Genomic DNA, 26,452 nt, shown 5'->3' on the forward strand with positions numbered 1-26,452 from the left:
GGCCTCGTCAATTTATTTTTTCGTGTGTCTCTGCTTGTAATAGGCAAAATACCTCCTCAGCCTCGCAGCGTGCGCGCTTGTAATGGCAAACACCTCGCCGTCCTCGTCTGATACAAGCTGGCGCCTGTGCCTTTCAAGCACCATCCCTTCAGCAAGGCCCCTGTAGTAGCCTGCGCGGTGGCCGTACAGAAAGTCATATGCGCTGTCGCACTTCCACGTCTTTTTCAGCCTGGGAAGGCGCTCTCTGGGGACCTTGGGCGCTGCAAGGTCGCCTTCTATCACTTTTTCTATCGTCTCCCTGATGTCACTGTCAAGCGGCACGCCTGAATATCGGCCCGGTGCGGGAAAAACCTTGCTGGGAAGATGTTTTAATATCATGTACGCGTTTTTGACGGCATGGAGCACTGCAGGTTCTGCGACCGCGTAGTTATCGACGACTCTGGTGCCCAGACGCAGGATTTTGGAACTGTGCGGAACAACCGCTACATCTGCTCAAGGTGCATGCGCGCGTTTGAATTTTCGCTCGGAAGCTGACCGTGCAGAACCTTTAATTAAAAGGGGTTGCACGTTTTTGTGGGAACGCGCTTGAGGGAGCTTCGCAAAGACTATGTGCTTGACAAATTCGTGCTCGTCCCGGACTCCTCGGGCGCGCCGGACGCCGGCAAGCAGCCGGAAAAGTGCCCCTACTGCCCCGGAAACGAGTCGATGACCCCGCCGGCGCTGCTTGCGCTGGTGGTTAAAGAAGGCATGCTCCAGCGCCTGTCAGACAGCGAGGACGCGCTTGTCGACGACTGGTCGGTGCGCGTCTTTGAAAGCAGGTCGCCTGTCGTGACGCAAACGTCGGCTGCCACTTACAGCGACAAGCCGCTGTACAGCGAGCCTGCGTACGGCTACCACCAGGTCGTCGTGGCGACGCCGGACCACAAGCAGAGCCTGACCAAGATGTCGGTAGACCAGTGGGGCAACGTGCTTGTAGTCATCCAGGACCGCGTGAGGTGGCTGTACACGCAAAAGAGCGTCACCTATGTCTCGATATACGTGAACTCGGGGACAGCCGCAGGCGCGCAGGTGCCGCACCCACACCTTAACATGGTCACGTTTTCGCAGATACCGCCTGCAATAGAGCTTGAGGCCGAGGGCTCGCACAGGTTCATGAACGAGAACGGCTCGTGCCCTGCGTGCAACATGATATCGGTAGAGTCAAGCGGGCCCCGGCAGATACTTGCCACTGACAGCTTTCTTGCGCTGTGCCCCTGGGCTCCGACATACCCTTACGAGTTCTGGATATACCCGAAAAGGCACATCACCTCTTTTTCGAAAATAACGCAGAAGGAGATAAACGACCTTGCGCTCATGCTGCGCGCGACGCTTGGCGGCATGTCAAAGGCGCTAAAAGACGTGCCATTTAACATGGTGTTCCACCTGTCGCCGGAGAAAAAGAACAGCAGGCAAATACACTGGCATATTGAAGTTTATCCGCAGCTGTCGACGTGGTCGGGACTTGAACGCGGTTTCGGGGTTTTCGTCAACAACGTCAGGCCGGAAAAAGCAGCCGAGGTCTTGGGCTCTGCATGCCGGAAAGAACTTGCCGGGCTTGTCGGGATAACCTAAGGGTTTAATTAGCAAATTCTGTAAATGAGCGGCATGAAGATGGAGACCTGGGTCGCGCTGGCGTCGCTTGGGCTATCTGTCATGTTCGTGGCCCTCGTCATTTCGTTCTACAACTTTCTAATTGGGCCTGAAGGTCAGGGTCCTGACAGGGTGGTCGACCCTGCGGGGCTTCTGATACAGCAGGTCTCGATATCTGCCGGGCCTTCGATAATCCTTGCAGTGTTTTCGTTTGTGATGGCAAAGGGCACTGGCAACAAGCAGGCAGGCGTGTTTCTGATAGGCGCCGGCATAATCATGATAGCAGGCATGTTCTTTGCAAGCACTCTTGTGCCACTGATAAAGAACGAGTTTGTGGTCGGCGGAGTCGGAATAGTGCCGTACCCGTTCATGGTAGCCGGCGCCGGGATGGCGGGGCTTGGCGGCTACCTTGCGTCAAAGAAGGCCCGGGCAACGCACTTGGATGATCTGCGTTGAGCGCAGACAGCGAGATACCCGTGTCAAGGGACCTTCTGCCCATCAGGATCTCGGGCAGCCTGCCGTCTGTCTTTGAGCAGGCAAAAAAGGCTGCAAGCCCGGTTCTCTCCATAGTGACTGGGACCAAGCCCGACTTTTACAAGCAGGCGCCCCTTATGGCCGAGGCCAAAAAAGAGGGCATTCCTGCATTTGTGATAAACACGGGCCAGCATTTTGACGACGTGCTCGGGTTTGGCATGAAAGAGTTTGGCCTCGACGAGTTTGTGGGGTGCAACCTGCAGATTCGGGGCGACCTCATGGAAAAGGCAAGCGAGATGATACTGAAATTTGGCTATTTCGGGCGATACTGCCGCAAGAACTTTCCAGACATGCCCGTGCTCCCTGTGGTGCACGGCGACACCATAGTGGCAGGCATCGCGCCCCTTGCCTGGGTCTTTGGCATCGGACAAAAGGTCGCGCAGAACGAGGCGGGCCTGCGCTCGATGAGCCCGGAGGCTATGAAGCACGTAAAGGCAGGCAAGGAGCCGACGCGCAGGCAGGCAGAGAGCCTGGTGCACAGCCAGCTTGCAGGCCGGTGGTTTTTGGCGCGCGAAGAACCTTTCCCTGAGCAGATAGACACCTGGATATGCTCTGCCGGCACCCAGTTCTTTTTTGCGCCGACGCAGCTGAACAAGGACAACCTAGTGCGGGAAGGCTACCCCGAGGAATTCGTGTACGTGACTGGCAACTCTGTAGTCGACGCAATACACCAGAAGCGCAGCCAAAAGGCAGACAAGAGCGTCTTTGAACTCTACCCGCAGCTTGAAAGCGGGCAGTGGATAAGGATGGACATACACCGGCGGGAAAACCTGACAGAGCGCCGGTTCAAGTCAATAGTGGGCGGGCTTGCAGAGCTTGTGAAAAACTCGGACAAGAAAATAGTCCTGGTCATGCTCAATGCGACGCTTTCTGCGCTCAAGCACTATGACCTTGAGTCAAAACTTGAGAGGCTTGCAGGCGACTACCCTGACAAGTTTGTGATGACGCCTCTCTGGAAAGAGTACGCGCATGTCGTCGAATTCCTGGACAGCGGGCACTGCTGGGCGGAAATGACCGACTCTGGCTCGATGCAAGAAGAGCTCCTGTACTTTCCAAAGGTCGCGTCGCTGACAGTCAGGCTCAACACCGACAGGCCAGAGACCGTGTTTGACGCAAAGAGCAACATCCTGGTACCTCCCCTGAGCCCGTCGTGGATTTCTGCAGTTGTCAACGTGGCCGGGGAAAAGGGCGAGGGCCTCGGGCTGAGGCTGAAGAAAAAGAAGCCCATCTACGGCACGCCGGGTCAGGTGTCAAAGAAGATAGTGCGGATAATAAAGAAAGAGTTTGAAAAAGGCGATGCCAACTTTTACCCCTGGCTCCACCAGAGGCTCGGGCTCTGGAAGGAAAAGCAGGGCATAACGTACATGTGACTAGACTGAGAACCTGCCCTTTCTCACGCCTGACTTTTTGCGCTCTACTGCAGTCATCAAAAAGACGTCTCGTAGCATCTTTTCGTACGCCTTGCTCATGGTCTGGCCGCGCCGGCCCATCATCTTTCTCTGCGTCTCGATGGCCGACGACAGCTCGAGCTCGACGTTTCTGGCGCCGACTCCAGCGCCCCAGATTGAAAACGACGGGACGTCCTTTGCGACCAGGCCGTGCAGGTGCGACGACACCCCTATCTTCCTGCCGCTGTAGGTGAGCGTCCCAATCGACGTCTTTGCCATGTCTGCGATGAACGCGCCCACCTTGTTCAGGCCGGTGTCGGTGCCTCCCATCTTGATGTTTCCGTACGTCATCTTCAGGTCAGAAGTGGTGGTCATGGCGCCAAGGTTCACCCACTCGCCGACGTACGAGTGGCCCACAAAGCCTGCGTGGGCCTTGTTGGTATAGTCGGAAATGACCGAGTGCTCTATCTCGCCTGCAACTCTGCAGCTGACGCCGATGTAGCTTGAGTCTATCACTGAAAACTGCTTTACCTGCGCGCCGGCGCCAATGTAAGCAGGACCTGTTATCCTGCACGGCGCAACCTGGGCACCCGGGCCTATGTAGATGCCGCCGTTTCTTGTGTCAAGCACCGCGCCCTCCTCGACCTCTGCGCCTTCTGCCACGACGCCTGCCGCGCCGGTGACCCTTGCGCCCAGAGGGTCGGACCTCTCGTCTGAGGCAGTCTGCATGGCAAGCGAGTTTTCAAGCACCCTTATGATGTCCCAGAGGTCTGACAGGATGCCGCTCTCCTGCCCCGCGTCGGTGGCCTTGTCGACATTCAGTTTTTTAACATTGACGGCCGCGCCGGCCCTGACGCACTTTGACAGGTATTCGGCGTCCTTTCTCGACAGGCGGGCCACGACGAGCCTGTTTCCTGACGTTATCGCAAAGGTGTGGGTTATCTTTTCGAGCCTGTCGATATCAAGCGCCGAGGGGTGCACGAGCCCGTTGACAAAGATGGTGTCGCCGTCATGCGAGCCCGTGTTCACCTCGCAGCCGTGCCTTTCCTTTGTTATCTCCTCAAGGTGCTTCCTTGCCAAAAGAGAGACGGGGCGCCTGCCTGCATGCTCGTACTCTTCAAGGATTGTCCTTGCCCCTATCTTGACGTTAAAAGTCGCCCTCGTGAGCGTGAGGGGAGCAAAGTTTTTCCAGTGGTGGTCCTCAAAGAGCGTGACTGGCATTATATCTTGCCCAGCCTGCTGGCGTACTTTTTGTATGCGTCAAGGTACGACTTTTTGTCGCCAATGTCCACAAAGCCGGTGGATTCAACCTTGAACGCCTTGACCTTCTTCTTCTCGTCAAGCGCCTTTCTCACCGCGTCGTCCATGCCAAACGCGCCGGTCGCCGGTATCATCTTCAAAAGGTCGGGCTCCATCACGTAGCAGCCTATGTTGATGAGGCCGGATATCTCGGGCTTTTCGCGCCAGCCCGTGATGTCGCTGTTCTCGGTGTCGATGAATCCGTACTTTAGCTTTGTAGTGTAGGGCATGAGCGCCATCGACACAAACGCCCCTGACTCTTTGTGCATCTTTATCATCTTGCGAAGGTTGAACTCGTAGACCGAGTCGCCGTAGACGCAGACAAAGGGCCCGTTCACAAACTTTTCAGCAGTCTTGAGCTGGCCTGCCGTTGCAAGCGGCCTTTCCGCACGCGCATATTCTATCTTGACTCCAAAGCGCGCGCCGTCCTCGAAATAGTCCTCTATCGTCCTGTGCAGGTAGCTGACGCACAGGACAACCTCCTTTATGCCGCCGGCGTTTCTCAGCCACTCGATGATGTACTCCAAAAGCGGCTTGTTTCCAAGAGGTAGCATGGGTTTTGGGATAAAGAACGTGTAGGGCTGGAGCCGGGTTCCGAGCCCGCCAGCAAGTATGACTGCCTTCATTTCTGAACCACAAATAGCATTCTGGTATATATAAGATAAAACATATCCTTACAGAGAAGTACTGCAGTTCACGCCTTCAGTATCTTCTCGACCCTGGCAAGCACGTCTGCAGGATTTTTCCCAAATATCGTTATCATGGGTTCCTTGCCGACAGCGCCCTTGTGGTAGATGACGTCTGCTGCAGGGTTTTTCGCAAGAGCCAAGGTTGTTCCCCAGAAAACAGATGAGCCCTCTTTGCGCTTGATGCCTGCAGGTTCCTTGCTTCTGTCGTAGCTTGACACGGAAAATAGTCTCTTGCATGCTTCAATAATCCTGTTGTCGTACCTGATGTTTATCACAGAGCGCGTCGCTGTCTTGACTTTCATGCAGGCAAGAACGGCGTCTGCCATGTGGCTTGACGCGCCAAACTCTACCCTGCTAACTGGGACTGCCATATCGCCAGCCCTGACAATCCTGCCCCTGACTGCTGCCACGTCCTGCGCGCTTGCCGCGTCGGGCAGGGCGTAGGCAAAGTTGGTCGCAGTCTCGGGTATCAGGCGCGCAAAGCCTGGAAGCGTCACAAGTCTGTCGACAGCGGCCTGCAGTTCCATGATTGCCGCATAGCGCTGCGCATCTCGGTACATCGGCGCAAGCGGGTTTGTTACAGGCAGCCCCTTGCCTACGGCAACGGCAGACTTGATGGCGTTTTGCACGTACTCGTTTGCCCCCGCGCACGCCTCTGCTATTGTAAGCCTTCTTGCAAGAAACGCCGTTGCGGCGGCTGAAAAGTTGCACCCCGAGCCGTGCGTCTCTTTTATCCTGATGCGCGGGTTTGACATCCTGGTTATCCTGCCTGATTTTTCAAGCAGTATGTCCGTGACTGTGTCCTTGCCGGAGTGGCCGCCCTTTATTATGACGTTTTTTGCGCCAAGCGCGCGGATCTTTCTTGCCGCACTGATAACATCGCGGTCATCGCGTATTTTCATGCCTGCAAGCTTTTCTGCCTCCATCCTGTTAGGAGTGACAAGAGTACACAGCGGGATCAGTCTCTTGACAAGAGGTTCCATCGCGCCTTTCTGCAATAGCCTGTAGCCCGTGCCTGCCGCCAATATGGGGTCAAGCACTATCGGCACCTTTGTTTTTGAAAGTAATCCTGCGACAGCCTCGATGGTGTCGCTGCTGTAGACCATTCCTACCTTTATCGCGTCAGGAGGCGAATCTGACATGACTGCCTTTATCTGCGCCCTTACCGCGTCGGCCGGAACCTCAAACACACCTGCGACTTTTCTAGTGTTCTGTGCCGTTATTGCAGTGATTGCGGTGCAGCCGTGGACTCCGAGCGCGGAAAACGTCTTCAGGTCCGCCTGGATGCCTGCTGCGGCTCCAGAGTCGCTTCCGGCAATCGACAGCACTACCTTCAACGCCGGTCTGTTCTCTCCATCACTTATTCAGTCTATCGGACGCTCTCAACATCAATGCTTTATATCGCATCGCTGCAATACATACCGATATTATGGCTACTCAAATGTCCAGCGCAAGGAGGGGAATAGCTACCGACGAGATGAAGCTGGTAGCAAAGGAGGAGGACGTTTCGCTAGATTTCATTGTCCACGCAGTTGCAAGCGGCTCTATAATCATCCCAAAGAACGTCGCCAGGCCGCAGAGGGAGCGCAAGGTGGTGGGCATCGGCAAGGGGCTCAAGACAAAGGTCAACGTGAACATCGGCACATCGACTTTGCACCAGGACCTTGACGAGGAGATATCAAAGGCAAAGGTGGCAGTCAAGTACGGCGCTGACACGATAATGGACCTGTCAGACGGGGGCGACATCGACCACATCCGCCGGACGCTTTTAGAAGCGGCGCCCATAACCTTTGGCACGGTGCCCGTCTATCAGGCGTACTGGCACGGCGTCGAGAAATACAAGAACCCGCTCAACATCACAGAGGACGACTACCTCAACGCGTTTGAAAAGAACTGCCAGGACGGCGTCGACTATACCACCATACATTCGGGAATCACGAACGAGCTTGCCAAGCGCGTCCTTGAAGTGAGGAGGCACGGCGGCATCGTCTCAAAGGGCGGCACGATTACAGCAGCGTGGATGCTAAAGTACGAGAAGGAGAACCCGTATTTTGAGCACTTTGACTACATGTGCGAGATTGCAAGGAAGTACGATGTGACTTTCAGCCTCGGCGACGCGCTGAGGCCCGGCTCTATACTTGACTCGCACGACGAGCTGCAGGTGGCAGAGATGATAAACGTGTCAAGGCTTGCCAAGAGGGCGCACGAAAAGGACGTGCAGGTGATGATAGAGGGGCCCGGCCACGTCCCGTTGAACGAGGTTGCTGCAAACGTGAGGCTTGCCAAGTCGCTCATAGGCGACGTGCCATACTATGTCCTTGGGCCGCTTGTGACAGACGTTGCGGCAGGCTATGACCACATCGCAAGCGCAATAGGCGCGGCCGTGTCTGCTGCGGAAGGCGTCGACCTGCTGTGCTACCTCACACCTGCCGAACATCTGGCGCTGCCGACAGCAGAGGAAGTCAAGGACGGGCTCATCGCATACCGCATAGCGGCGCACGCCGGCGACCTTGTAAAGATCCGCGACAAGGCAATAAAGTGGGACAGGGCGATAACCGAGGCAAGGCGCACGCTCAACTGGGAGCAGCAGATAAAACTTGCGATAAACCCGGAAGAGGCGGCGAGAATTCACTACAGGGAAGGCCAGCACGACGGCAACAACGTACCATGCACGATGTGCGGCGCAGCGTGCGTATACATCATGCTCCCGCAGCAGCGCCAGCCAAAAGAGAAGAAAGAAGAGGCGCCTGCGCAGACCAGCTAAAGAACATAGTTACAGAGACAGACGCGCTTGCCGCAGCAGGGGCATTTCTCTGTATCCTGCGCTATGCTGCAGCGCCTGCCATGGGTCTCGCAAAACACGAACCGCTCTGAATCTGCTTCCTGTGCTGCCTGCATGTCATGCCGTATCGAAAACGTTGCTTAATACATCAAGCAAGCTAATTTAGACACGCAAGCTAACTTCCATAGATTTGCGATTTTAACGTAGAATTATAAATGACGTACATCGCTGCCCTCACTGCAAATATGCGGTTACTTGAATATCAGGGTAAGGAGCTTTTCGATCAGTACGGGATAAGGATACCCCGCTCGCACCTTGCCAACACCGTCGAAGAGGCAAGGGAAGGTGCAAAGAAGATAGGGATCCCGCTCGTGCTAAAGTCACAGCTTACAGTCGGCGGCAGGGGCAAGGCCGGCGCGATTTTAAAAGTAAAATCCGAGGCCGAGCTTGCGCCGAAATTCAACGAGCTAGTCCACAAGGAAGTCAAAGGAGAGCTCCCGCGCGGCATACTGCTTGAAGAGATGGCCGACATAAAGAAAGAGCTGTATCTCTCGCTTTTCCTGAACCGTAGCAAGCGCTGCTACTCGCTCATCTCGTCTGCTGAAGGCGGGGTCGAGATAGAAAGCGCAGGCAACAAGGTCGTGGTAGACATCCCGGTCGACGGCCTGACGCCGCAGGTTGCAGAGGACACGGCTACAAAACTCGGGCTGACAGGCAACGCGGCAGTAGCGTTTGTCGACCTCACTACAAAACTGTCAAAACTTGCAAGCGAGAAGGAGGCCGAGCTTGCAGAGATAAACCCTGTGGCGATACTTGGCGACGGCTCGATGCTTGCGCTTGACGCCAAGGTGATAATAGACGACAACGCCATGTTCCGCCACCCCGAGCTGAAAAAGTACGAACACGTGTCAGAGCTTGAAAAGCAGGCAGAAGTCTCGGGCTTTTCGTTAGTCGAGCTTGAAGGCAACATTGCAATCATCGGCAACGGCGCGGGGCTTGTCATGTCCACACTCGACCTCGTCGCCGACGCCGGCGGAAAGGCAGGCGCGTTTTTGGACTTTGGCGGCAGGGCGACCACCGAAACAATCTACGAGGCGCTCAGGGTAGTGAGCCAGATAAAGAAGGTCGAAGCAATCCTGGTCAACCTGTTTGGCGGAATCGTGCGCACGGACCTCGTGGCGCAGGGGCTGCTTGACGCTTACAAGAACAACGTGATTACCGTCCCGGTGTTTGCAAGGATCTCCGGCGCCGAGTCAGAGCGCGCAAAGCAGATGCTGCAAGGAAGCAGGGCGAAACTCTATAACACGGTTGAGGAGGCAATACAGGCCGCAGTTGCGGCAGTCGGGAGGAGATGACAATGGCAGGCTATGACATATTTGACATACTGGTCGGGCGTGGCGACGAGAAAAAGCCGGTGATAGTGCAGGGCATAACCGGAAGCTACGGCTCGACGCACACCCGCCTCATGAAGGCGTACGGCACAAACATTGCAGCAGGCGTCACACCCGGCAAGGGCGGGCAGTCATTTGAAGGAATCCCCGTCTACAACGGCATGGCAGAGGCGGTGAAGGCGACAGGCGCGCAAATATCCGGGATATTCGTTCCGGCGCAGTTCTTTCTTGGGGCCGCGATGGACGCGCTTGACGCGGGCATAAAGCTGCTTGTTGCAATACCGGAGCACGTGCCTATCCGCGACTCGATAAAGGTGATAGAGCACGCCAAGAGCAAGGGCGCAAGGATGGTCGGCCCCAACACCGCCGGCGTTATTGTGCCAGAGGTAATGAAAGTAGGCATCATGCCTGCCCAGCCGTTCAAGCGGGGCAACACCGTCGTGTTTTCAAGGAGCGGAACTCTGATGTACGAGGTCTCGTACAACCTGTCCAACAGGGGGTACGGCCAGAGGCTGTGCCTTGGGATCGGGGGCGACCCGATAAACGGTACCAACCTGATAGAGGCGTTTGACCTCGTGCGCAACAGGCCCGACGTCGACTCGGTGGTCGTGGTGGGAGAAATCGGCGGCGACGCGGAGGAGCAGCTTGCCGACTATATCATCCGCACGTCGTTCTCAAAGCCGGTCGTCGCATACATCGCAGGCAGGGCGGCGCCGAAAGAAAAGAGGATGGGCCACGCAGGCGCCATTGTGTATGGCAACTACGGCTCTGCCGAGTCCAAGGTGGCAAACTATGCCAAGGCCAGCGTGCCTGTAGCAAAGAGGCCTGCAGAAGTGCCAGAACTGCTCGCACAAAAGATGCGCAGGTAGATTACGAAAACTCGTCTCTGTAACGCTCGCGCAGGTAAAGGAGCCCCTTTACGAGATCACGGGCCTGCGCAGGCGTTATCTTGCTTTCCTGCAAGAACTTTTCATCGACTCCAAGCGAAAGGAGCTTCATGATGTCCCAGTGCATCTGGACAATCTGCGGATCTCGCACAATTGCCGTATGCACTTCAGGTATAAAAGGATAGGCGTGTCAGCCCCTGAGCCACGCCCTGTACTTTTTTGCGTCTATGCAAAAGACGAGGGCGCACTGGGCAAGGGCGCCCATGTTGTTCTGGAGCATCCTGACCCAGATGGCCGAAATGAGCGGGTGCTTCTCGGGGTTTGGTATCCTCACCGCCTTTTTGATGTCGGCACCTGACACGGGGATCACTTCATTGTAGATGAACTTGCTCTCCTGCTCGCCCACCCTTATTGGCAGGCCGAGCTTGTAGGCAAGGGCGCGCATCAGAGGAAACGGCAGGTCGGTCTTGGCGTCTTTGACAAACCTTTCCTTTACGCGAAACGCTAGGTCTATCATCAGGTCTTCCTTCTCTGCATGCGCGCTGATAATGACATAGTCGCCGCGCTTTAGTTTCTTGCTGTACATGACGATGGTCAGGCCCTGCGATTCGAGGCGCTGCTCTCTGTCTGGCTTTGCAATGGCGTCTTTCACGATGGGGCGAGTCAGGCCAAACTTGCCCTCGCACTCTTTGCGGAAAAGCTTTGTGTATTTTACGGCCATCCTGCGGGGTATCTTTGCTCAAGCATATTAAAATTACAGGGCCGCCGATGAAAGGCATTGCCGGTGGAAAAGCGCTTCTGCGACAGGTGCATGGCCCGCACAGCGCACGACGTGATGGAGGAGCCGGACGCGATATACACGTACAAGCGCCGGCGAAAATACAGGTGCCAGGAATGCGGCAAGACCAGCTTCAAGCGGGGCTTGCGCCCAAGCGCGGAGTCGGTCTACTGATGGACGCAGGCGCCATAGTCAGGCTCAAGGCCGAGTTTGCGAAAAACTACAGGGGCTCTAGCCACATGCACGAGGCTGTCCCGAACCAGTCGTCGGCGAGCCTGCCGGTTGAGCCGGGAGGACTTGCCGCCATGCACGCGTTTGCAAAGAACAACCCCATCTACTTTGGCTCAAAGGAGATGGAAATTGCAGGCATTCCCTGCACCGTGTATGAGGGCGACATCAACGAGTACTGGCTTTCAAGCATCAAGCACGACTCGGGCTACCAGCCCTTCTACCCGACGTGGATACTGTCAGCGTACGCGCTTGCAATAGCGTCAAGGGAGATGGGCTTTGAGCAAATAGTCGACATTGGCTCCGGCGACGGCAGGATAGCCTACTGCGCAAAAGCAGCCGGCCTTGGAGGCCACGGCATAGAGATAGATCCTGACCTTGTGGAACTGCAGAAAAAAATATCGTCTGCAACAGGCGTTGACTTTGACGCCCGGTGCGCCGACGCCACGCAGTTCGATTATTCTTCATTGGGGCTCACAAGGCCGCTTTTCTACATATCCGGCCTGCCTGAGATGGGCGAGATGCTTGCAAACAGCGTGCTTGAAAGGATACTGTCGTCTGGCCTGAAAAGCAAGTCAGGCTTTGTGCTCATGGGAAGCCACGTCCGGCGCAAGTTTGCAAGGGAGCACCTGCAGTGGGGCTGGGGCGAGGTCATTGCCCGGTTCGGCCTCGAGGTAAAGCAGGTGATAACGCTTCCGACGCACTGGACTGCCGACCAGCCCCTTGACACGCCCTACATCTTTGCCGTGCCTCAAGCAGGCCGGGTCTTGTAATTTATACCGGTGAGTCCAGTAGAGGTGTGTAATTGGCCGAGAACCTGCTTGCGATGCTCCTTTGGCTTGGGGAGCTCACCCTTGCAAGCTGGGTGCTCTCGTACGGGGCAGAACACCTGTCCAAGAAGTACGGCGCCAAGTTTGTCGGGCGCACTCTTCTCAGCGTCGCAACAACATTACCAGAGATAGCAATCGTAGTGTATGCTGCTGCCGCAGGCTCTTACGGTACCGCGATTGGCGCCGGCCTTGGCAGCAACCTGCTCATGATGACGCTCGGGCTTTCCGTCATGCTGCTTGTCGCCACCACAAAGTTGTCAAAGGCGCCGCTGAAGGGCCTCGACGTGTCGACTTTCAAGCTGGACAAGATATTTTTGATTGCGACTGCCGGCATCAGCGCGCTCTTGTTCCTCGACGGGTATGACTTTATCGACGGCATAGTGTTCTCGGGGCTTTTTGGCGCCTACCTTGTCATGGCGCTTGCAGAGATGCGCCAGGAGAAAAAGAAGGAAAAGGTTGCAAACGGCCACACAGTCGACGGCCACAGGCTGGTCGAGGTCGAAGAGAAGCCCAGCAACAGGCAGATGGTGAAGGCAGGGCTTGCATTTGCGGCAGGCACTGCAGGCATTTTCTTTGGCGCCGGGCCTTTCATAGAGTCGCTACAGGGCTTTTCGCTTGAAGTGGGCGTGTCAGTCATCGTGCTTGCGGTGATAATCAGCCCGATAGCAGGCGAGATGCCGGAAAAGATCTCGATGATACTGCTTGCAAGAAAAGGCGCGGCAGGAGCGTCTATCGCCGTCGCAAACGTGCTGGGGTCGAAGATACTCAACAACACGCTGCTCCTTGCAGTAGCGGTGTTTGGCGCGATTTACCACGGCGGGTTTGGCGCCATCATTGAACGAACTGATATCTTGGAGTACCAGATAATCCTGGTTACCGCAGTTACGATGGCGGCAGTCGGAATGATGTTCAAGAAAACAATCGGTCTCAAGATTGGCATCATCTTGGCGGCGATGTATGCCGTCTCATTGGTCATCCAGTTCCTCCTGCCCCAGGACCTGACTTTACATTAATTAGAGTGCGATAGGTATGACAGGCGTGGCTTCCAAAATCCTCGTGGCAGTCGACGGGTCCGAAAACTCTGTCCGGGCCTTTGAGCGGGCGCTTTCGCTTGCAAAGGGCACCGGCGCGCAGGTGACAGCCGTCCTTGTCATCGAGACTCCGCCTACCGTGTACGTCGAGTCGCAGAAACTCTTGTACCAGCTCTTGCAGAACTTTCGAAAAGAGTCTGCCAAGGTGCTTGACAGGTACGAAGAGATTGCAGAAAAGCAGGGGATGAAAGTCGAGTCTGCAGTCATGGAAGGCGACCCCGCGTCGCACATAATAGCCTATGCAGAAAAGGGCGGCTTTGACATGATTGTCATGGGGAGCAGGGGGCTTGGCAAGTTCAAGGGGATAGTGCTTGGAAGCACGTCAAGGAAGGTCCTACAAAACGCCAAGTGCCCTGTCCTGATAGTGAAGTAATCTACAACGGAAGCATGCCAAACAGCACGAATATGACAATGACTGCAAACGCTATAGCTATCAGTCCCTTTGCCGTCAGGCTCAGATACACGCATTGTATCTACCAAAATGACTAATTAGCCTGATCGGAATCTGCCTGCATAAAGAATTGCCACAAATGGCTTTCCATTAAAAACGTGCATGTTACTCGGCAGATTTTGACCACTGCAGGACTACCGAGGTGTCCTGTGCGTACTCCTTCTGCCTCGTCGCGCCCAGGTCGTGCTCAAGTTTGGACTTGAGCGTCGCATGCTGCTTTGTGGCCGCGTGGTCTTTTGCCTCAGACATTTCGACTTTGCGGTTGCAGATGTTGCAGCGCAGCTTTTCCGTCACGCCTGAAGATCAGGAATCGCGCTATAAAACCTGTGCAGCAAGCCATTTATTGGATGCGCATGATATTGCGGCCATGGATGCAAGCCCTGCAGCCAGGATAATCCTTGGCAACCTGATGCACGTGACAGGCGCAGAAGGCGCCAGCCTGGGGCAGATAAAGATGTGGCTTGTACCGCAAAAGGCGGAAAACGAGTACGACTACAACATCAACAAGGGCTACTTTGAATTGTTAGTATCGCAGGCCCTCCGGGAGCTTGTTGCAGGCGGCTACGTCTCCTCGTCGCTTCCAGACGGCGTGGACGACGGCGACGTCAGGCATTTCTTCCTGACCGAAAAGGGCGCGAAATACGTGCGGGAACTTGCAGCAAGTGAAATAGAGCAAAGCTACTAGGACAAAAACATTCAAAAGCAAGCCCGCGTCTTATGAACGCTCGACGACTGGGGAGATCGGATTTGACATCAGCCAAGAAGGAACAGAAAGAGCGCGAGAACAGCGAGCGCCTTGCACGCGCAATTGAAACTCTCGACGCAATCACCAAGAACAACGACGTGCAGAAAAGTGTCAGGAACATGATAAAGGAAGTATTGATGGCGCTTAAAGACGACAAGTCCGGAAGCCCGTCGGTCAGGGCTGCAAACGCAATCAGCCTTTTGGACAGCGCGACCCAGAGTCCCCAGATGCAGTCGCACATCCGGACTATGCTCTGGCAGGTCGTGTCGACGTTAGAAAGCATCAGGGAATAATTACCGCGTCGGGTTTTTCACAGGCTTTGGCGGAGGCGGGAGCTTCTCAAGCTTGTGGGTCGGGTTTGCAAGGTAGTGGCGCGACGCGCCCTCTCCTGAAAGCACAATGTTGCAGTGGACACACCTGTACCTTATCGCCATAAAGCCTTGCACCTTTGTATTGGATGGACGGGGTAAAAAACTCTGCCCTATCTTAGGCGCAGAATTTCGCGGTTGTCAGGCACGCTTGAGCGGATCTTGAGCCTCGAGTAGACAGAGCTTGCGACGTTCTCTGACTTGGAGCGCTCTCCGTGGTTCACAAGCACACGCTTTGGTTTGACCTTTGCGACAAAGTTCATTATCTGGTTAAAGTCGCTGTGGCCCGAAAAGCCGTCTATCTTTTGCGTCTGGCACCTGACGGGAACGACCTTTACCTTGCCGGACTTGTCCATCATGGTGACGTCAGACACGTTGCCGTCAAGCACGCGCCTTCCAAGGGTGCCGTTTATCTGGTAAGAGACAAAGATTATCTTGTTCTTGGGGTTTGGCGCAAGTTCTTTGAAGTATTCCACAGACGGCCCGCCTTCGAGCATGCCGGAAGTCGCCATGACTATGCACGGGTTCTCGTCGTTGAGCACCTAGTCGCGCTTGCCGTAGCCGGAAATGACTGTAAAGTATTCGGAAAGGAACGGGTTTATGCCCTGCGATACAGAGCGCCTCACGTCGGCGCCGAGGTAGTGCGCGTAACTCATGTGGATGGCGCTTGCCTCAGATATCATGCCCTCTATGTATATGGGCGACTCGACGAGCCTGCCCTCGCTCATCTCCTTTGCCATGACAAGCATTATCTCCTGGGCCCTGCCGACTGCCGGCACGGGTATCAGCACCTTGCCCCCTTCCATCAGCACCTTGTTGATGGACTCTGCAAAAGTCCTGTAGACAAACTGCTGGTCGGGCATGACGTCAGTCGAGTTGCCGTAGGTGCTTTCAGTTATCAAAGTCTCCACACGCGGGTACGTGGAAACGGCGCTGTCGAGCAGCTGCGTGCGGGCGTACTTGTAGTCGCCTGTGTAAAGTATGTTGTGCGCGCCAGAGATGTTCAGATGCACCGTCGCGCTTCCCATTATGTGGCCTGCGTTGTTCAGCGTGACTGTGATGTCGGGTGAAATGTCAGTCGGCTTGCCGTACGGAAGCGTTATGGTCCTCTTTATCACCTCGTGCACGTCGCGTGCTTCATAGGGAAGATAGGTGCCGTTTGCGTTTGCAATCTTGACCGAGTCCATCTGCAATAGAGTCATCAGAGGCAGCGTGGGCTCGGTGCAGTACACCGGCCCGCGGTAGCCGTACTTGAAAAGCGTCGGCAAGAACCCCTGGTGGTCGATGTGCGCGTGGCTGATGACGACAGCGTCGAGCTCGTCAAGGTCAAAGTTGAGCCAGTCAAGGCGCGGGTACGCGTCAAGCCCGGACATCTCGCCCGGGTTTATGCCACAGTCAAGCATGACCTTGCTCTCCGGCGTTACTACGATAAAGCACGACCTGCCAACCTGCTTTACGCCGCCAAGGCAGAACAGCATCACTTCCTCCTTGCTGGTGGACCACCCTTGAGGCTTTGGCTGGGATTCTGGCTCCTGCTTGCCGTTGCCGTTCTCAAAGCCTCCGACGACCAGCGGCCCGCGGAAAAGCCTCCTGCCAAGTTTCTGCAAAAAGTCGCTTCTTTCCCTCGCAGAGCCCTTCAGCGTGGAGTGAATCGTGTTTATGCTGGTCGACGGTATGTGCGGCGAGCGCCTGGTGTGCGCTATCCAGCCGGTGGACTGGGCTATCTCTACTATCATGGCAGGGTCTATTGATTCCGGCCTGCTGACTTCAAGCACGACCTCGCCGGTCGCGTCGTCGCAAAACACTGCGGAAACAGAAACGTCCTTTGGCAGGAGCTTTGCGACTGCCTGCCTAGTCGCGTCCTCTTCCAGGCGCACGGATGGGTCGGTCCTTATGATAAATCGCTTTTTCAGGGTCTTTGAAAGCGACGACAGGTAATACGTAAGTTCAGTGAGCGCAAAGCGCGGGTTTTTGGTATAGAGCGCGATGTTGGGGCCTTCGAACCTGACGGTGGTTATCTGCGAGTCTGCAGGGATTGACTGCAAAATAGTCTTGGCTACCTCTTCCTCGCTTTCCGTTGTTACCTTGGCTACCGGGCTTTCCGCCGGAGGTCTCCTCTCTCTGAAATCAGGGGCCCTCCTGTACTGCCCGCGCCTCTCAAATTCCTCGCGCTTTTCCAACTCTTTTTTCGTTCCTTGTATTGTCGTATGCTACGTGGTCAAGGCCGATAAAATGCCACGACACAACCCGGCAATAAGCAGTTGTACATGACTTTTTCTGCTATAAAAGCCTAGTGCCGGGAAGGCTCTACAGTCTGTTCAGCACGTACGGCAACAGTATGGCTGCAGCAACCACCGCGACCATCACGGCGGTGAGGAGGTTTGTGGCGTTTTTCGCAAGCGCGGCCGACTTGATCTTCTTTTCTATTATCGAGCCGTACATCTGGCCTCCGTCGAGCGGTCCTATCGGCAGCGCGTTGAATATGCCGACGTTAAAGTTGACAAACCATAGCCAGAACAGCATGTTGGCCGCCGGAACCCACACGGGTCCAAGCGTGGACTCGTACCTTGACTGCATGAGGTCAGAATATGGCACCGCGCCCTGCTGCATCGTGGGCGGCAAAAGCAGGGCTATTGGGTTTGAGCCAAACGCTCCCTTGTAGCGCTCAAGCACCGCTCCAGAGTCAGGCAAAAGCGGTGTCACCTGGATGCCAAGGATTCCTCTGCCCGGTTCTACTGCTTCTGGTAGCGTGGCCTGCTCTGTCACAAGCTGGTTGTCGCTGTCAAACCAGGTGATCTCTACCGTCCTGCCGAGGTTTGCGCGCAGTATCTCACCTAGGTCGTTTATCTCCCTTATCTCCTGGCCGTCGACTGTCTGTATAACCGACCCTTGCGTCATTCCTATCGACTCGGCAAGCGAGCCGGGGTTGACGCTTACTACAGCAATGCCGAACTGGGGCGAGTTGGGGTCTGGCGGGACGGGTGTTAGAGTGGTTATTATGAAATAAAGCGCCGCAAGCGACACGCCTGCTAGTATCATGTTGTTAAGCGGCCCTGCGGTGAGTATGGAGCTCTTTTTCTTTAGGTTGACCTTGTTCAGCTCTTCTCTTTCAATGTTGACAAAGGCTCCTATGGGAAGCCCGAGGAGTAGAACGATGCCGGTCGAGTCGACCCGTACGTTGTAGATTCTGGCAATGATTCCATGCCCTGCTTCGTGTATGACTATTGTCACGATGAGCGCGATCCAGCCGTACGTTATGGGCAGGTAAGGATTGAGGCCGGGGATGAGCAGGTTTGCAGTAGGCTCCAGTGCGCCGACGTTCTGGCGGGCTTCTGCGTTTGCAATGAGGATCGCAAGCGAGCCTACGATGAGAAATATCGCAAGCGCCGTGATGATGGGCATGAGGTATGCGTTTATTTCGGCCCATGCCTTTGCGCCGGGCCATTTTGCCACCCTGTCAAAGAAGTCCAGACCAAACGGGGTGTGGATGAGAATGAGGGGGAGCTTTACCTCGGCGCGGACCTTCCTCTGCTGTTCCAAACAGGGGTTCTACGCCGTTTGATTATTTAATGCTTGTTTAAGGAGGCTAGACTCCAGACGCTTCAGACTTTTGGATCTCGATAGAGACCTTGTCGCCAACCTTTATGCCGAGGTCCTGGTACTCCCTCATGCTCAGCTTCATGGTCGGGGTCTCTGTCATGCCGCCGAACATGCCGGGTATTCCTGCCATCACCTTTGGCATGTTCTTCATCATGTCCTCGATGGACGAAAAAGCCATGGTGTTTGGTCCAAAGGGGCTCATTGGCTTGCTTTCTGGCTTGTACTCCTTTGGGTCGTTGAATGTGACGTAGACGTAAGGGCTGCCGTCCTGAGAAGCTTCAATGCGGGCCACTATGAACTCTCGCTTCATCAAAAAGCTCTTCTCAGCCGGGCCTTATTTGCATATCGAAGCCGGAACGACCCTGCACGCAACGGCAGGGCCTTCCCGGGGGATACGATCTGGCTATTTCGGAAGGGCAGATGCTTTTGTCAGCGGTGCTGACACCGTATTTTCAAGGCCGGCGGATAAAAGACTCGTCGATAATTCGTCTACCTTCAGCCTCTATTTCAAAAACTCTAATTTGGGCTTGCCGTAGCACCTGCGTGCTTGCCATACAGGCCGGCCACGTGAGCAAGGTGTACAAGGGCTCCCCTTACCCTGCGCTGTCAGACGTCTCGCTTGAGGCCGAGTCGGGCCAGGTCTTTACATTGCTTGGAAGAAACGGGGCGGGCAAGACCACCTTTGTGCGCATTTGCGCGACGCAGCTGATGCCGACTTCAGGCACGATAAGAGTGCTCGGGCTTGACGCCGTGAAGCAGGCAAGGCAGGTGCGAGACCTTATCTCGGTGGTGCCGCAGGAAGGAAGGCCGCTTCGGGCGCTCACGCCGTGGGACCACGTCTACAACTGGCTCAGGATTAGGGGCGAGGGAAAGGAGAGGGCGAAGGAAAAGACAGAAACAATGCTCAGGAGGCTGGAGCTGTGGGACGCCAGAACCCGGCCGGCCATGAACCTGTCAGGCGGCATGAAGCAGAAGGTGCTGGTTGCCATGGCAATGGCAGTCGACGCGCAACTGCTGTTTTTAGACGAGCCCACGATAGGGCTCGACCCGGTGTCAAGGAGGCAGGTCTGGTCTGCTATAAAGGACTGGAAGGCGCAGGGGCGCTCGATACTGCTAACTACTCACTACATGGACGAGGCAGAGGTGCTCTCGGACCATCTTGTCATAATCGACAGGGGCAAGGTCGTGGCGCAGGGCACGGTTTCGGATCTTCGCAAGGTGATACCGCACAACACCCGGGTCGACATCGCAAAGGATGGGCTTGACGCAGACGCGCTCAGTGCTTATGGCTCAGTCACAGACACGGGCGCAGGGATGCTCAGGGTGTTTGCCTTCGAGTCTGCAGTGCGGGAGCTCTCAGAGCTGGCGATACGGCGCAACCTGTCTTTCACGGTCTCCCCTGTGACCCTTGACGACGTGTTTGTGTATCTCGTGGGCAAGATGGAGGTAAATGAAAGTTGATGCTTCCTGCAAGGCAGGCCATGCTCATTGCATACTCGACAGGGATACTGTGGCTCCAGCGCAACCCGATGTCGCTCGTGTTCACGGCAATCAGCCCGTTCTCGCTCCTGTTCGTTCTGTTCGTCGTAAGCGGCGGGCAGTACGTGCACCTTGCCGTCGCCGGCTCGCTTGTGATGGCGCTTGTCGGCTACGGCCTTGCGCTCGGGCAGGACATCTCGTTTTACAAGACAGAGTACAAGATACAGGACATTTTCGTTGCGTCGCCAGTCTCGCCGCTCACGTACATGATGGGCCTTGCGCTTTCAGAGCTGCTGTTCGGGCTGCCGGCGCTCACCGTGCTTGCGGTGCTCGTGGTGTATTTTGGAGGCTCGCTTTTGACCATACCGCTTCTGATATCGTCGATACTGCTTCTCTGGGGCTCGATGTCCGCGATGGGCTTTTTCATATCGTCTCACATGCTCCACATGCGAAACGCGACGCAGGTGATATCGTTTGTAAACGTCATCCTTGCGGTGCTACCGCCGGTGTTCTATTCCGTGACCACTTTGCCTGATTCCCTGCGCTACCTCTCTTATGCTGTTCCGACGACGCACGCGTCGATAATGTTCCAGGCTACCATGGGGTTGCCGGTGCCTGCCGACTGGTCGCTTGGCTTTGGGTTTGCCGTGCAGGTGGCGTACCTGGTAGGGTTTGTAGCGCTTGCAAAGACAAAGGCCATCTGGCGTGAGACCTAGTCGACCGGCGGCGAGCGGCTGTTCTTGACGTACTTGATGAACTTGTCCCGGTCAGAGTCGGCAACATTGTAGTACCTCTTCAACGATTCCAGGGTGTCGTCGTCATACTGTTCATAGTATTTGCGCAAAATGTCATCCGCGTCGGGCTTGTGCTTTTTCGACGGCACGTTATACTCTCAAGCGCAGAAAAGATAAATTTTTTGGTAAGGTGGAGGTCACGGTGGGATTTGGACCCACGACCTGCTGATTACAAGTCAGCCGCTCTGCCAGGCTGAGCTACGTGACCTCGTTCTGGCAGTTTTGGTTGTACATAATTAATACTTTCGGCGACAGACGCCTGATGTATTTAAATTACAGCGGACATCCAAGAGATGCGATGGCGCAGAAATTTCTGGTGCAGGTCATCATCGAGAACAAGCCCTACATCAACGACCCCGAGGGCGAGACTATACACCGCGATCTGGTGGTCAAGGGCGGGTACTCGCAGGTCAAGTCGGTGCGCGCCGCCAAGATGTTAAAGATGACTGTGAACGCAAATTCCGAGAAGGACGCCGAAAAGACCGTGCAAAAGCTTTGCGAGGAGCTGCGCATCTTCAACCCTGTAGTCAGCAACTGCACCGTAAAGGCTTCCAAGGCCTAGTGCTTGTCGTGGCTCATCGTCGCAATCACGTCGTCGATGCTTCCAGTGTCGCCAAGCGTCCCTTCCAGGAGCAATGTAGTTCTCAGGTGCTTGGCAAGGTCTGTGACTGTGATGATGCCTACCACTTTGCCGCCTTCAAGTATTGGCAGCCTGCGCACCTTGTGGTTGACCATGCGCTGGACGGCCACTTCTATGGGGGTGTCAGGCGTGGCAGTCGTCAGTATCTTGGACATGATTTCTGACACCTTGACCTGCGAGACTGCAAGCTCTTTTGCGCATATCTTTTTAATGAAATCGCGCTCCGTCACGATGCCGGCAGTCGCGCCGTCCTTTATCACAAAAAGCGAGCTGATGCCCTTTTCGGTCATCATCCTGGCGGCTTCAAGCGCGCTCTTGTCGCCGTCGATGGTGACTATCTCCTTTGTCATGATGTCGCGCACGACGCTTGCGACCATGCACTAGACTTGGAACTGTAACGATTTAATCCTTGCCGTCGTAAAACACTGGAAACCCCCTCAAGATATTAATACGAGCACCGAGAAGTCACACTCAAAATAATGAAGATAGGGATTGCCGTTTTCCCCGGGAGCAACTGCGACCGCGACGTGCACCACGTTTTGAACAATGTTGTGGGCCTTCAGGCCGACTTTATCTGGCACACCAAGGACAGGATTTCAGGCTACGACGCCATGATTATCCCCGGAGGCTTTGCCTTTGGCGACAGGCTTCGTGCAGGTATCATCGCCGCTCACAGCCCGATAGTGCAGGAGGTCAAGAGGCTTGCAAAGGACGGCATGCCGGTGCTAGGCATTTGCAACGGCTTTCAGATACTTGTCGAGTCCGGGCTCCTGCCGGGCGCGCTTCTCATGAACGACTCGCTAAGGTTTGTCTGCCGGTGGACAAAGGTCAAGGTGCAGAACAACCACACGCCGTTTACGCAGGCTTTCTCAAAGCGCGAGGAATTCAACATACCGGTTGCGCACGGCGAGGGCCGCTACGTCGCAACCCCTGACATTGTAAAGGACCTGAAGAAAAAGAACCAGGTCGTCCTGCAGTATTCGCACGACGACCCAAACGGCTCGACTGACCTTATAGCTGCGATATGCAACGAGCAGGGAAACGTCATGGGCATGATGCCGCACCCCGAGAGGGCAAGCGAAAGCATCATCTCTGCAAGCGGCTCGGGCGAGGCAATAGGCATCTTCCGCTCGCTTGCGTCTTTTCTTGAGCAAAGGGCGGTAGCCTGACCATGGGCGTCCTCACAGAAGGAGAGCTGCGCTACCTTCAGGAAAAGCTCGGCAGGCCTGCAAACGAGGTCGAGCAGGACATCGTCGGCGCCGAGTGGTCCGAGCACTGCTCGTACAAGTCATCCAAGAAATACCTGCGATTGTTGCCGACAAAGGGCAAGCGGGTGCTTGTGGGGCCGGGATATGACGCCGGCGTCCTTGACGTGGGCGACGGCTACGTGCTGACCGTGCACATCGAAAGCCACAACCACCCGTCAGCAGTAGAACCGTTTGGCGGGGCCGCAACCGGCGTCGGCGGAGTAATACGCGACATTATGTCCATGGGCACAAGGCCCATTGCGGTCTTTGACGCGCTGCGCTTTGCGCCAATCGAGGGCAAGAGCAAGCAGGCCCAAAAGTCAAGGTGGCTTTTTAAAAACGTCGTCAAGGGCATAGCCGACTATGGCAACTGCATCGGGATACCGACTGTCGGCGGCGAGATAGAGTTTGACCCGTCGTTTGAGGACTATTGCCTCGTCGACGTGGCGTCGATTGGCGCCGGCAAAAAAGAAGAGGTGATTTCAAACAGGGCAGAAGTGGGCGACTTTTTGGTGCTTGCAGGGGGCTCGACTGGCCGGGACGGCATCCACGGCGCCTCGTTTGCGTCAAAGGCGCTTGAAGCCGAGAACCGCTCGGCGGTGCAGATACCCGACCCGTTCCTTGAGAAACTGCTTCTTGAAGCAACCATGGAGGCAGTCAGGCAGGGCTGCGTCAAGGCGATAAAGGACCTTGGCGGCGGAGGGCTGTCGTGCTGTTTGTCGGAAACTTCAGACAGCCTTGGCAGGGGCTTTGACGTCGAACTTTTGAAGGTGCGCGCAAGGGAAGCCGGCATGACGCCCAACGAGCTCATGATATCCGAGTCGCAGGAGCGCATGCTGTTTGTAACAGACGCGCAAAAGCTGCCAGAATTGCAATCGATCCTTGACAAGTACGAGATAGGCTATTCCGTCCTTGGCAAGGCCGAAGGGCACGAGAACCTGACTGTCAGGCACGCCGGCAAGGTGGTCGCAGACATGCCCTCAAGCCTTGTGGCGCACGCGCCGCTTGCAGACAGGGCAAGCAAGAGGCCCGCGTACCTTGACAGGCTGAAAAAGGCACGCCAGCCAAGACCTGCAAACCTAGGCAGGGCTCTGCTTTCGCTTCTCTCAAACCCGACGATTGCCGGCAAGAGCTGGGTCTACCAGCAGTACGACCACGAAGTCGGCGTAAGGACGGTAGTCAAGCCGGGCGCAGGCGACGCGGCCGTGATGAGGCTTGACAACGGCAAGTTTGTCGCGGCAAAACTTGACGGCAACTCAAAGCACTGCTACCTCGACCCGTACCAGGGCACGCTTGGCTGCCTGTCAGAGGGCGTGCGCAACGTGGTATGCACAGGCGCCGAGCCAATAGGCGTCGTGGACCACCTGCAGTTTGGAAGCCCGGAGGACCCGGAGATATTCTGGACGTTTGCGCAGGCGGTAAACGCCATCGTGGATTACTGCAACTTTATGGAGATGCCTGTAGTCGGCGGCAAGGTCAGCTTTTACAACGAAACTGCCAAGGGCGCGATAAAGCCCTCGCCTGTCATGGGCACGCTCGGGCTCATAGACGACAAAAAGTGGATAACCCGGCCCGCTCTCGGGCACGGCGACACCATTTTCATAGTCGGTGAGACGCGCCCGGAGATGGGGGGCTCTGAATACTATGAATACGTGCACGGCATAACCGGTGGGCCGGTGCCGCAGGTGGACCTTGCGACGGACAGGGCAAACGGCGCAGCCGTCATGAAGCTGATAAGAAACGGGCTTGTCACCTGCGCGCACGACTGCTCAAAGGGCGGCCTTGCAGTTGCACTTGCAGAGATGGCAGTCGCCGGCAAGACGGGCTTTAAGGTGGAGATGGACAAGGCCCCGAGCACGTGCAAGCGGGCCGACGAGCTCTTGTTCTCCGAGTCGCACTCGCGCTATATTGTCGGGACGTCCAAGCCTGCAGAAGTTGAGCAGCTGCTAAAGTCATAAGGAGTAAAGTTTGCCCAGATAGGCAGGTCTGCCCGGGGCAGGGCCGAGTTTACACAGGGCAAGAAAGCAAAGGTGTCGATTCCACTTGCAAAACTTGACAACGCCTTTGGCGCGCTTGGCAGGATAATGCAGTGAAGATACATTTTTTAAATCATGCCGCCAAGCTAACCACAGTCATGGCCAGCGCATGCTTGGGGGGAATCGCCTTTGGTCCATGAAAACTGCGGCGTCGTAGGCATATTCTCGCTTGCCGGGCACAACGTCATCCCGTTTGCAATAGATATGCTCCGGGCTCTTCAGCACAGGGGCCAGGAGGCGTGGGGCATTGCAGTGCCGGGCAAGTCGCCTTTCAAGAGGCTCGGGCTTGTTTCTGCCTCGGCTTCAGACTTTCAGTCAATCGTCAAAAAGTACAAGTCAAGCGCTGCCATCGGCCATGTCAGGTATTCCACCTTTGGCAAGAGCAACCTTGAAAACGCGCAGCCCCTGAAGGTCAAGGACCTGTGCATAGCGCACAACGGCACGATAGCAAACGTTGAAGAATTGTCAGGGATGGTTGGCGGGTGCACGTTCACGCCCCAGACCATGAGCGACACGCTTGTCGCCGCGCAGAGGCTTGTCATGCACATCGCCGAAAAGGACGACATGGCATCTGCGATGTCTATCCTGAAAAGCGAGATGGTCGGCTCGTTCTGCTTTACCTTCCTCACAGACGACGGCTCTGTCTACGCTGCGCGGGACACGCGGGGCTTCCGCCCGCTCGTGCTCGGGTTCCACAAAGAGACTTCGACCTACATGGTCGCTTCTGAATCATGTGCGCTTGCGGCAGTTGGCGCGCAGCTGGTGCGCGACGTCGAGCCCGGCGAGCTTGTGAAAATGGGCAAGGCAGGCGTGGAGACAAAGCAGTTTGCGACTGAAAGCCCGCACGCCCACTGCGCCTTTGAATACACCTACTTTGCGCACCCGTCCTCCATAATGGAGGGCATCAACGTGTATGCGGCGCGCAAGCGAATAGGACAGTTCCTGGCAAAGAAATTCCCGATAATGGACGCAGACGTCGTCGTTCCAGTGCCGGACTCTGCAAGGCCTGCGGCGCTTGGCTACGCGCTTGAGGCCGGCCTGCCGTTTGAGGAGGGCCTGCTGAAGGACAGGTACAGCAAGAAGGGCTCGATGCGCAGCTTTATCGAGCCGTACCAGAACGACAGGGTCGAGATAAACAAGGGAATAATCCCAATCCGCGAGGTGGTAGAAGGAAGACACGTCGTCGTGGTGGACGACAGCATAGTCCGCGGCACAAGCTCTGCGTCGATAATAAGCACACTCCGTGCGGCAGGCGCAAGGCGCATAAGCCTTGTAGTCACGTATCCGCCGATACGGTACCCCTGCTACGCTGGCATCGACTTTCCGTCGCAGGAAGAGCTGATAGCGTACCAGCACGGCGCAGAAGAGCAGGCAAACGAAAAGGTAGCGTCAAAAGTAGCCCGCGTGATAGGGGCAGACTATGTCGCCTACAACGACACTTCAAACCTTGCGCAGGCAATAGGCATGCCAGAGCAGGAGCTGTGCTTTACCTGCTCGACCGGCAACTATGCCCCGCTTGGAATAAAGCCGGTGTTCAAGACCCGGGCCCAGATAAAGGGTGAATGA

33 protein-coding genes and 1 tRNA gene are annotated in these 26,452 nt (G+C 55.9%); 19 read left to right on the forward strand and 15 right to left on the reverse strand.

Features of this window, described 5'->3' with window-relative positions:
• Positions 1–12 precede the first annotated feature (12 nt).
• On the reverse strand, positions 13–321 hold the full coding sequence (locus tag HXY31_RS04900) for a hypothetical protein (protein ID WP_292640360.1): 309 nt from the start codon (positions 319–321) through the stop codon (positions 13–15).
• Positions 322–396: 75 nt separating this feature from the next.
• Here HXY31_RS04900 and HXY31_RS04905 point away from each other — a divergent pair, with 75 nt between their 5' ends.
• The 4 genes from HXY31_RS04905 to HXY31_RS04920 are packed head-to-tail and all read left to right on the forward strand — an operon-like array spanning position 397 to position 3,533.
• Entirely contained in the window at positions 397–534 is a 138-nt protein-coding gene (locus tag HXY31_RS04905; protein ID WP_292640362.1) for a hypothetical protein, read from the forward strand.
• A gap of 51 nt (positions 535–585) precedes the next feature.
• Entirely contained in the window at positions 586–1,611 is a 1,026-nt protein-coding gene (locus tag HXY31_RS04910) for a DUF4921 family protein (protein WP_342816998.1), read from the forward strand.
• A gap of 33 nt (positions 1,612–1,644) precedes the next feature.
• Complete coding sequence (locus tag HXY31_RS04915; RefSeq protein ID WP_292640365.1) at positions 1,645–2,085, forward strand: hypothetical protein; 441 nt, start codon at positions 1,645–1,647, stop codon at positions 2,083–2,085.
• Positions 2,082–3,533: a UDP-N-acetylglucosamine 2-epimerase gene (locus tag HXY31_RS04920; RefSeq protein ID WP_292640367.1), complete on the forward strand. Its 1,452-nt coding sequence runs from the start codon at positions 2,082–2,084 to the stop codon at positions 3,531–3,533. The genes HXY31_RS04915 and HXY31_RS04920 overlap by 4 nt, the downstream gene beginning before the upstream one ends.
• On the opposite strand, the gene HXY31_RS04925 is transcribed toward HXY31_RS04920, so the two are convergent.
• The 3 genes from HXY31_RS04925 to thiD all read right to left on the reverse strand — a co-directional run bounded on the left by HXY31_RS04925 (position 3,534) and on the right by thiD (position 6,867).
• Positions 3,534–4,772 carry a putative sugar nucleotidyl transferase gene (locus tag HXY31_RS04925; RefSeq protein ID WP_292640370.1) on the reverse strand — a complete coding sequence of 413 codons (1,239 nt, stop codon included), beginning with the start codon at positions 4,770–4,772 and terminating at the stop codon, positions 3,534–3,536. It lies immediately after the preceding gene.
• On the reverse strand, positions 4,772–5,476 hold the full coding sequence (locus tag HXY31_RS04930) for a nucleotidyltransferase family protein (protein WP_292640371.1): 705 nt from the start codon (positions 5,474–5,476) through the stop codon (positions 4,772–4,774). Before HXY31_RS04930 ends, HXY31_RS04925 begins: the two co-directional genes overlap by 1 nt.
• 68 nt (positions 5,477–5,544) lie before the next feature.
• Complete coding sequence (gene thiD, locus HXY31_RS04935) at positions 5,545–6,867, reverse strand: bifunctional hydroxymethylpyrimidine kinase/phosphomethylpyrimidine kinase (protein ID WP_292640465.1); 1,323 nt, start codon at positions 6,865–6,867, stop codon at positions 5,545–5,547.
• A 101-nt stretch (positions 6,868–6,968) separates the two neighbouring features.
• Between thiD and thiC the strand changes: the two genes are divergently transcribed.
• The 3 genes from thiC (at position 6,969) to sucD (ending at position 10,581) form a co-directional block, all read left to right on the forward strand.
• Positions 6,969–8,303: a phosphomethylpyrimidine synthase ThiC gene (gene thiC, locus HXY31_RS04940; protein WP_292640373.1), complete on the forward strand. Its 1,335-nt coding sequence runs from the start codon at positions 6,969–6,971 to the stop codon at positions 8,301–8,303.
• Positions 8,304–8,566: 263 nt separating this feature from the next.
• Positions 8,567–9,676, forward strand: coding sequence for an ATP-grasp domain-containing protein (locus HXY31_RS04945; RefSeq protein WP_366933079.1), 1,110 nt, complete (start codon positions 8,567–8,569; stop codon positions 9,674–9,676).
• Complete coding sequence (gene sucD, locus HXY31_RS04950; RefSeq protein ID WP_366933077.1) at positions 9,673–10,581, forward strand: succinate--CoA ligase subunit alpha; 909 nt, start codon at positions 9,673–9,675, stop codon at positions 10,579–10,581. Before HXY31_RS04945 ends, sucD begins: the two co-directional genes overlap by 4 nt.
• A gap of 1 nt (position 10,582) precedes the next feature.
• Here sucD and HXY31_RS04955 read toward each other — a convergent pair whose 3' ends face one another.
• Both HXY31_RS04955 and HXY31_RS04960 read right to left on the reverse strand, forming a co-directional pair.
• Positions 10,583–10,750 carry a hypothetical protein gene (locus HXY31_RS04955; RefSeq protein WP_292640379.1) on the reverse strand — a complete coding sequence of 56 codons (168 nt, stop codon included), beginning with the start codon at positions 10,748–10,750 and terminating at the stop codon, positions 10,583–10,585.
• Positions 10,751–10,789: 39 nt separating this feature from the next.
• The gene (locus HXY31_RS04960) at positions 10,790–11,320 is read right to left on the reverse strand and encodes a hypothetical protein (RefSeq protein ID WP_292640381.1); all 531 of its coding nucleotides are present in this window, start codon (positions 11,318–11,320) and stop codon (positions 10,790–10,792) included.
• Between the two features lie 63 nt (positions 11,321–11,383).
• Here HXY31_RS04960 and HXY31_RS04965 point away from each other — a divergent pair, with 63 nt between their 5' ends.
• From HXY31_RS04965 to HXY31_RS04980, 4 genes are read left to right on the forward strand one after another with little or no spacing between them, the layout of a single operon-like run.
• Positions 11,384–11,551 carry a hypothetical protein gene (locus HXY31_RS04965; protein ID WP_292640383.1) on the forward strand — a complete coding sequence of 56 codons (168 nt, stop codon included), beginning with the start codon at positions 11,384–11,386 and terminating at the stop codon, positions 11,549–11,551.
• A complete protein-coding gene (locus HXY31_RS04970) occupies positions 11,494–12,378 on the forward strand; it encodes a hypothetical protein (protein ID WP_292640384.1) in 885 nt (294 codons plus the stop codon). Before HXY31_RS04965 ends, HXY31_RS04970 begins: the two co-directional genes overlap by 58 nt.
• 32 nt (positions 12,379–12,410) lie before the next feature.
• Complete coding sequence (locus HXY31_RS04975) at positions 12,411–13,448, forward strand: hypothetical protein (protein WP_292640386.1); 1,038 nt, start codon at positions 12,411–12,413, stop codon at positions 13,446–13,448.
• Positions 13,449–13,473: 25 nt separating this feature from the next.
• Positions 13,474–13,899, forward strand: coding sequence for a universal stress protein (locus HXY31_RS04980; protein ID WP_292640389.1), 426 nt, complete (start codon positions 13,474–13,476; stop codon positions 13,897–13,899).
• Between the two features lie 183 nt (positions 13,900–14,082).
• Here HXY31_RS04980 and HXY31_RS04985 read toward each other — a convergent pair whose 3' ends face one another.
• On the reverse strand, positions 14,083–14,271 hold the full coding sequence (locus tag HXY31_RS04985; RefSeq protein WP_292640392.1) for a hypothetical protein: 189 nt from the start codon (positions 14,269–14,271) through the stop codon (positions 14,083–14,085).
• 73 nt (positions 14,272–14,344) lie between these two features.
• Here HXY31_RS04985 and HXY31_RS04990 point away from each other — a divergent pair, with 73 nt between their 5' ends.
• Both HXY31_RS04990 and HXY31_RS04995 read left to right on the forward strand, forming a co-directional pair.
• Entirely contained in the window at positions 14,345–14,662 is a 318-nt protein-coding gene (locus tag HXY31_RS04990; RefSeq protein WP_292640394.1) for a hypothetical protein, read from the forward strand.
• 62 nt (positions 14,663–14,724) lie between these two features.
• Positions 14,725–15,015, forward strand: coding sequence for a UPF0147 family protein (locus HXY31_RS04995; RefSeq protein ID WP_292640397.1), 291 nt, complete (start codon positions 14,725–14,727; stop codon positions 15,013–15,015).
• Here HXY31_RS04995 and HXY31_RS05000 read toward each other — a convergent pair whose 3' ends face one another.
• From HXY31_RS05000 to HXY31_RS05020, 5 genes are all read right to left on the reverse strand, one after another.
• Positions 15,016–15,168, reverse strand: coding sequence for a hypothetical protein (locus tag HXY31_RS05000; RefSeq protein WP_292640398.1), 153 nt, complete (start codon positions 15,166–15,168; stop codon positions 15,016–15,018).
• 35 nt (positions 15,169–15,203) lie between these two features.
• Positions 15,204–15,632: an MBL fold metallo-hydrolase RNA specificity domain-containing protein gene (locus HXY31_RS05005; RefSeq protein ID WP_292640401.1), complete on the reverse strand. Its 429-nt coding sequence runs from the start codon at positions 15,630–15,632 to the stop codon at positions 15,204–15,206.
• Positions 15,633–17,270 (reverse strand): MBL fold metallo-hydrolase, encoded by a 1,638-nt coding sequence (locus tag HXY31_RS05010; RefSeq protein ID WP_292640403.1) that lies wholly within the window; start codon positions 17,268–17,270, stop codon positions 15,633–15,635.
• Between the two features lie 127 nt (positions 17,271–17,397).
• Positions 17,398–18,630 carry a site-2 protease family protein gene (locus HXY31_RS05015; RefSeq protein WP_292640405.1) on the reverse strand — a complete coding sequence of 411 codons (1,233 nt, stop codon included), beginning with the start codon at positions 18,628–18,630 and terminating at the stop codon, positions 17,398–17,400.
• Between the two features lie 46 nt (positions 18,631–18,676).
• Positions 18,677–19,000, reverse strand: coding sequence for a hypothetical protein (locus HXY31_RS05020; protein ID WP_292640407.1), 324 nt, complete (start codon positions 18,998–19,000; stop codon positions 18,677–18,679).
• Positions 19,001–19,233: 233 nt separating this feature from the next.
• Between HXY31_RS05020 and HXY31_RS05025 the strand changes: the two genes are divergently transcribed.
• Positions 19,234–20,151 (forward strand): ABC transporter ATP-binding protein, encoded by a 918-nt coding sequence (locus HXY31_RS05025; protein WP_292640410.1) that lies wholly within the window; start codon positions 19,234–19,236, stop codon positions 20,149–20,151.
• Entirely contained in the window at positions 20,151–20,885 is a 735-nt protein-coding gene (locus HXY31_RS05030) for an ABC transporter permease (protein WP_292640467.1), read from the forward strand. Before HXY31_RS05025 ends, HXY31_RS05030 begins: the two co-directional genes overlap by 1 nt.
• Here the strand turns inward: HXY31_RS05030 and HXY31_RS05035 are convergent.
• Entirely contained in the window at positions 20,882–21,052 is a 171-nt protein-coding gene (locus tag HXY31_RS05035) for a hypothetical protein (RefSeq protein WP_292640412.1), read from the reverse strand. The two genes, HXY31_RS05030 and HXY31_RS05035, sit on opposite strands and share 4 nt — an antisense overlap.
• Before the next feature lie 42 nt (positions 21,053–21,094).
• Positions 21,095–21,171 (reverse strand) — tRNA-Thr (locus HXY31_RS05040).
• Positions 21,172–21,261: 90 nt separating this feature from the next.
• Here HXY31_RS05040 and purS point away from each other — a divergent pair.
• The gene (gene purS, locus HXY31_RS05045) at positions 21,262–21,525 is read left to right on the forward strand and encodes a phosphoribosylformylglycinamidine synthase subunit PurS (protein ID WP_292640414.1); all 264 of its coding nucleotides are present in this window, start codon (positions 21,262–21,264) and stop codon (positions 21,523–21,525) included.
• On the opposite strand, the gene HXY31_RS05050 is transcribed toward purS, so the two are convergent.
• The gene (locus HXY31_RS05050; RefSeq protein WP_292640417.1) at positions 21,522–21,980 is read right to left on the reverse strand and encodes a CBS domain-containing protein; all 459 of its coding nucleotides are present in this window, start codon (positions 21,978–21,980) and stop codon (positions 21,522–21,524) included. The two genes, purS and HXY31_RS05050, sit on opposite strands and share 4 nt — an antisense overlap.
• Positions 21,981–22,082: 102 nt before the next feature.
• Between HXY31_RS05050 and purQ the strand changes: the two genes are divergently transcribed.
• From purQ to purF, 3 genes are all read left to right on the forward strand, one after another.
• Positions 22,083–22,772 carry a phosphoribosylformylglycinamidine synthase subunit PurQ gene (purQ, locus tag HXY31_RS05055; protein ID WP_292640419.1) on the forward strand — a complete coding sequence of 230 codons (690 nt, stop codon included), beginning with the start codon at positions 22,083–22,085 and terminating at the stop codon, positions 22,770–22,772.
• 2 nt (positions 22,773–22,774) lie between these two features.
• A complete protein-coding gene (purL, locus tag HXY31_RS05060; RefSeq protein WP_292640420.1) occupies positions 22,775–24,808 on the forward strand; it encodes a phosphoribosylformylglycinamidine synthase subunit PurL in 2,034 nt (677 codons plus the stop codon).
• A gap of 207 nt (positions 24,809–25,015) precedes the next feature.
• On the forward strand, positions 25,016–26,452 hold the full coding sequence (purF, locus tag HXY31_RS05065) for an amidophosphoribosyltransferase (RefSeq protein WP_292640422.1): 1,437 nt from the start codon (positions 25,016–25,018) through the stop codon (positions 26,450–26,452).

This window comes from Nitrososphaera sp. (assembly GCF_013388945.1).
GTDB lineage: Archaea > Thermoproteota > Nitrososphaeria > Nitrososphaerales > Nitrososphaeraceae > Nitrososphaera.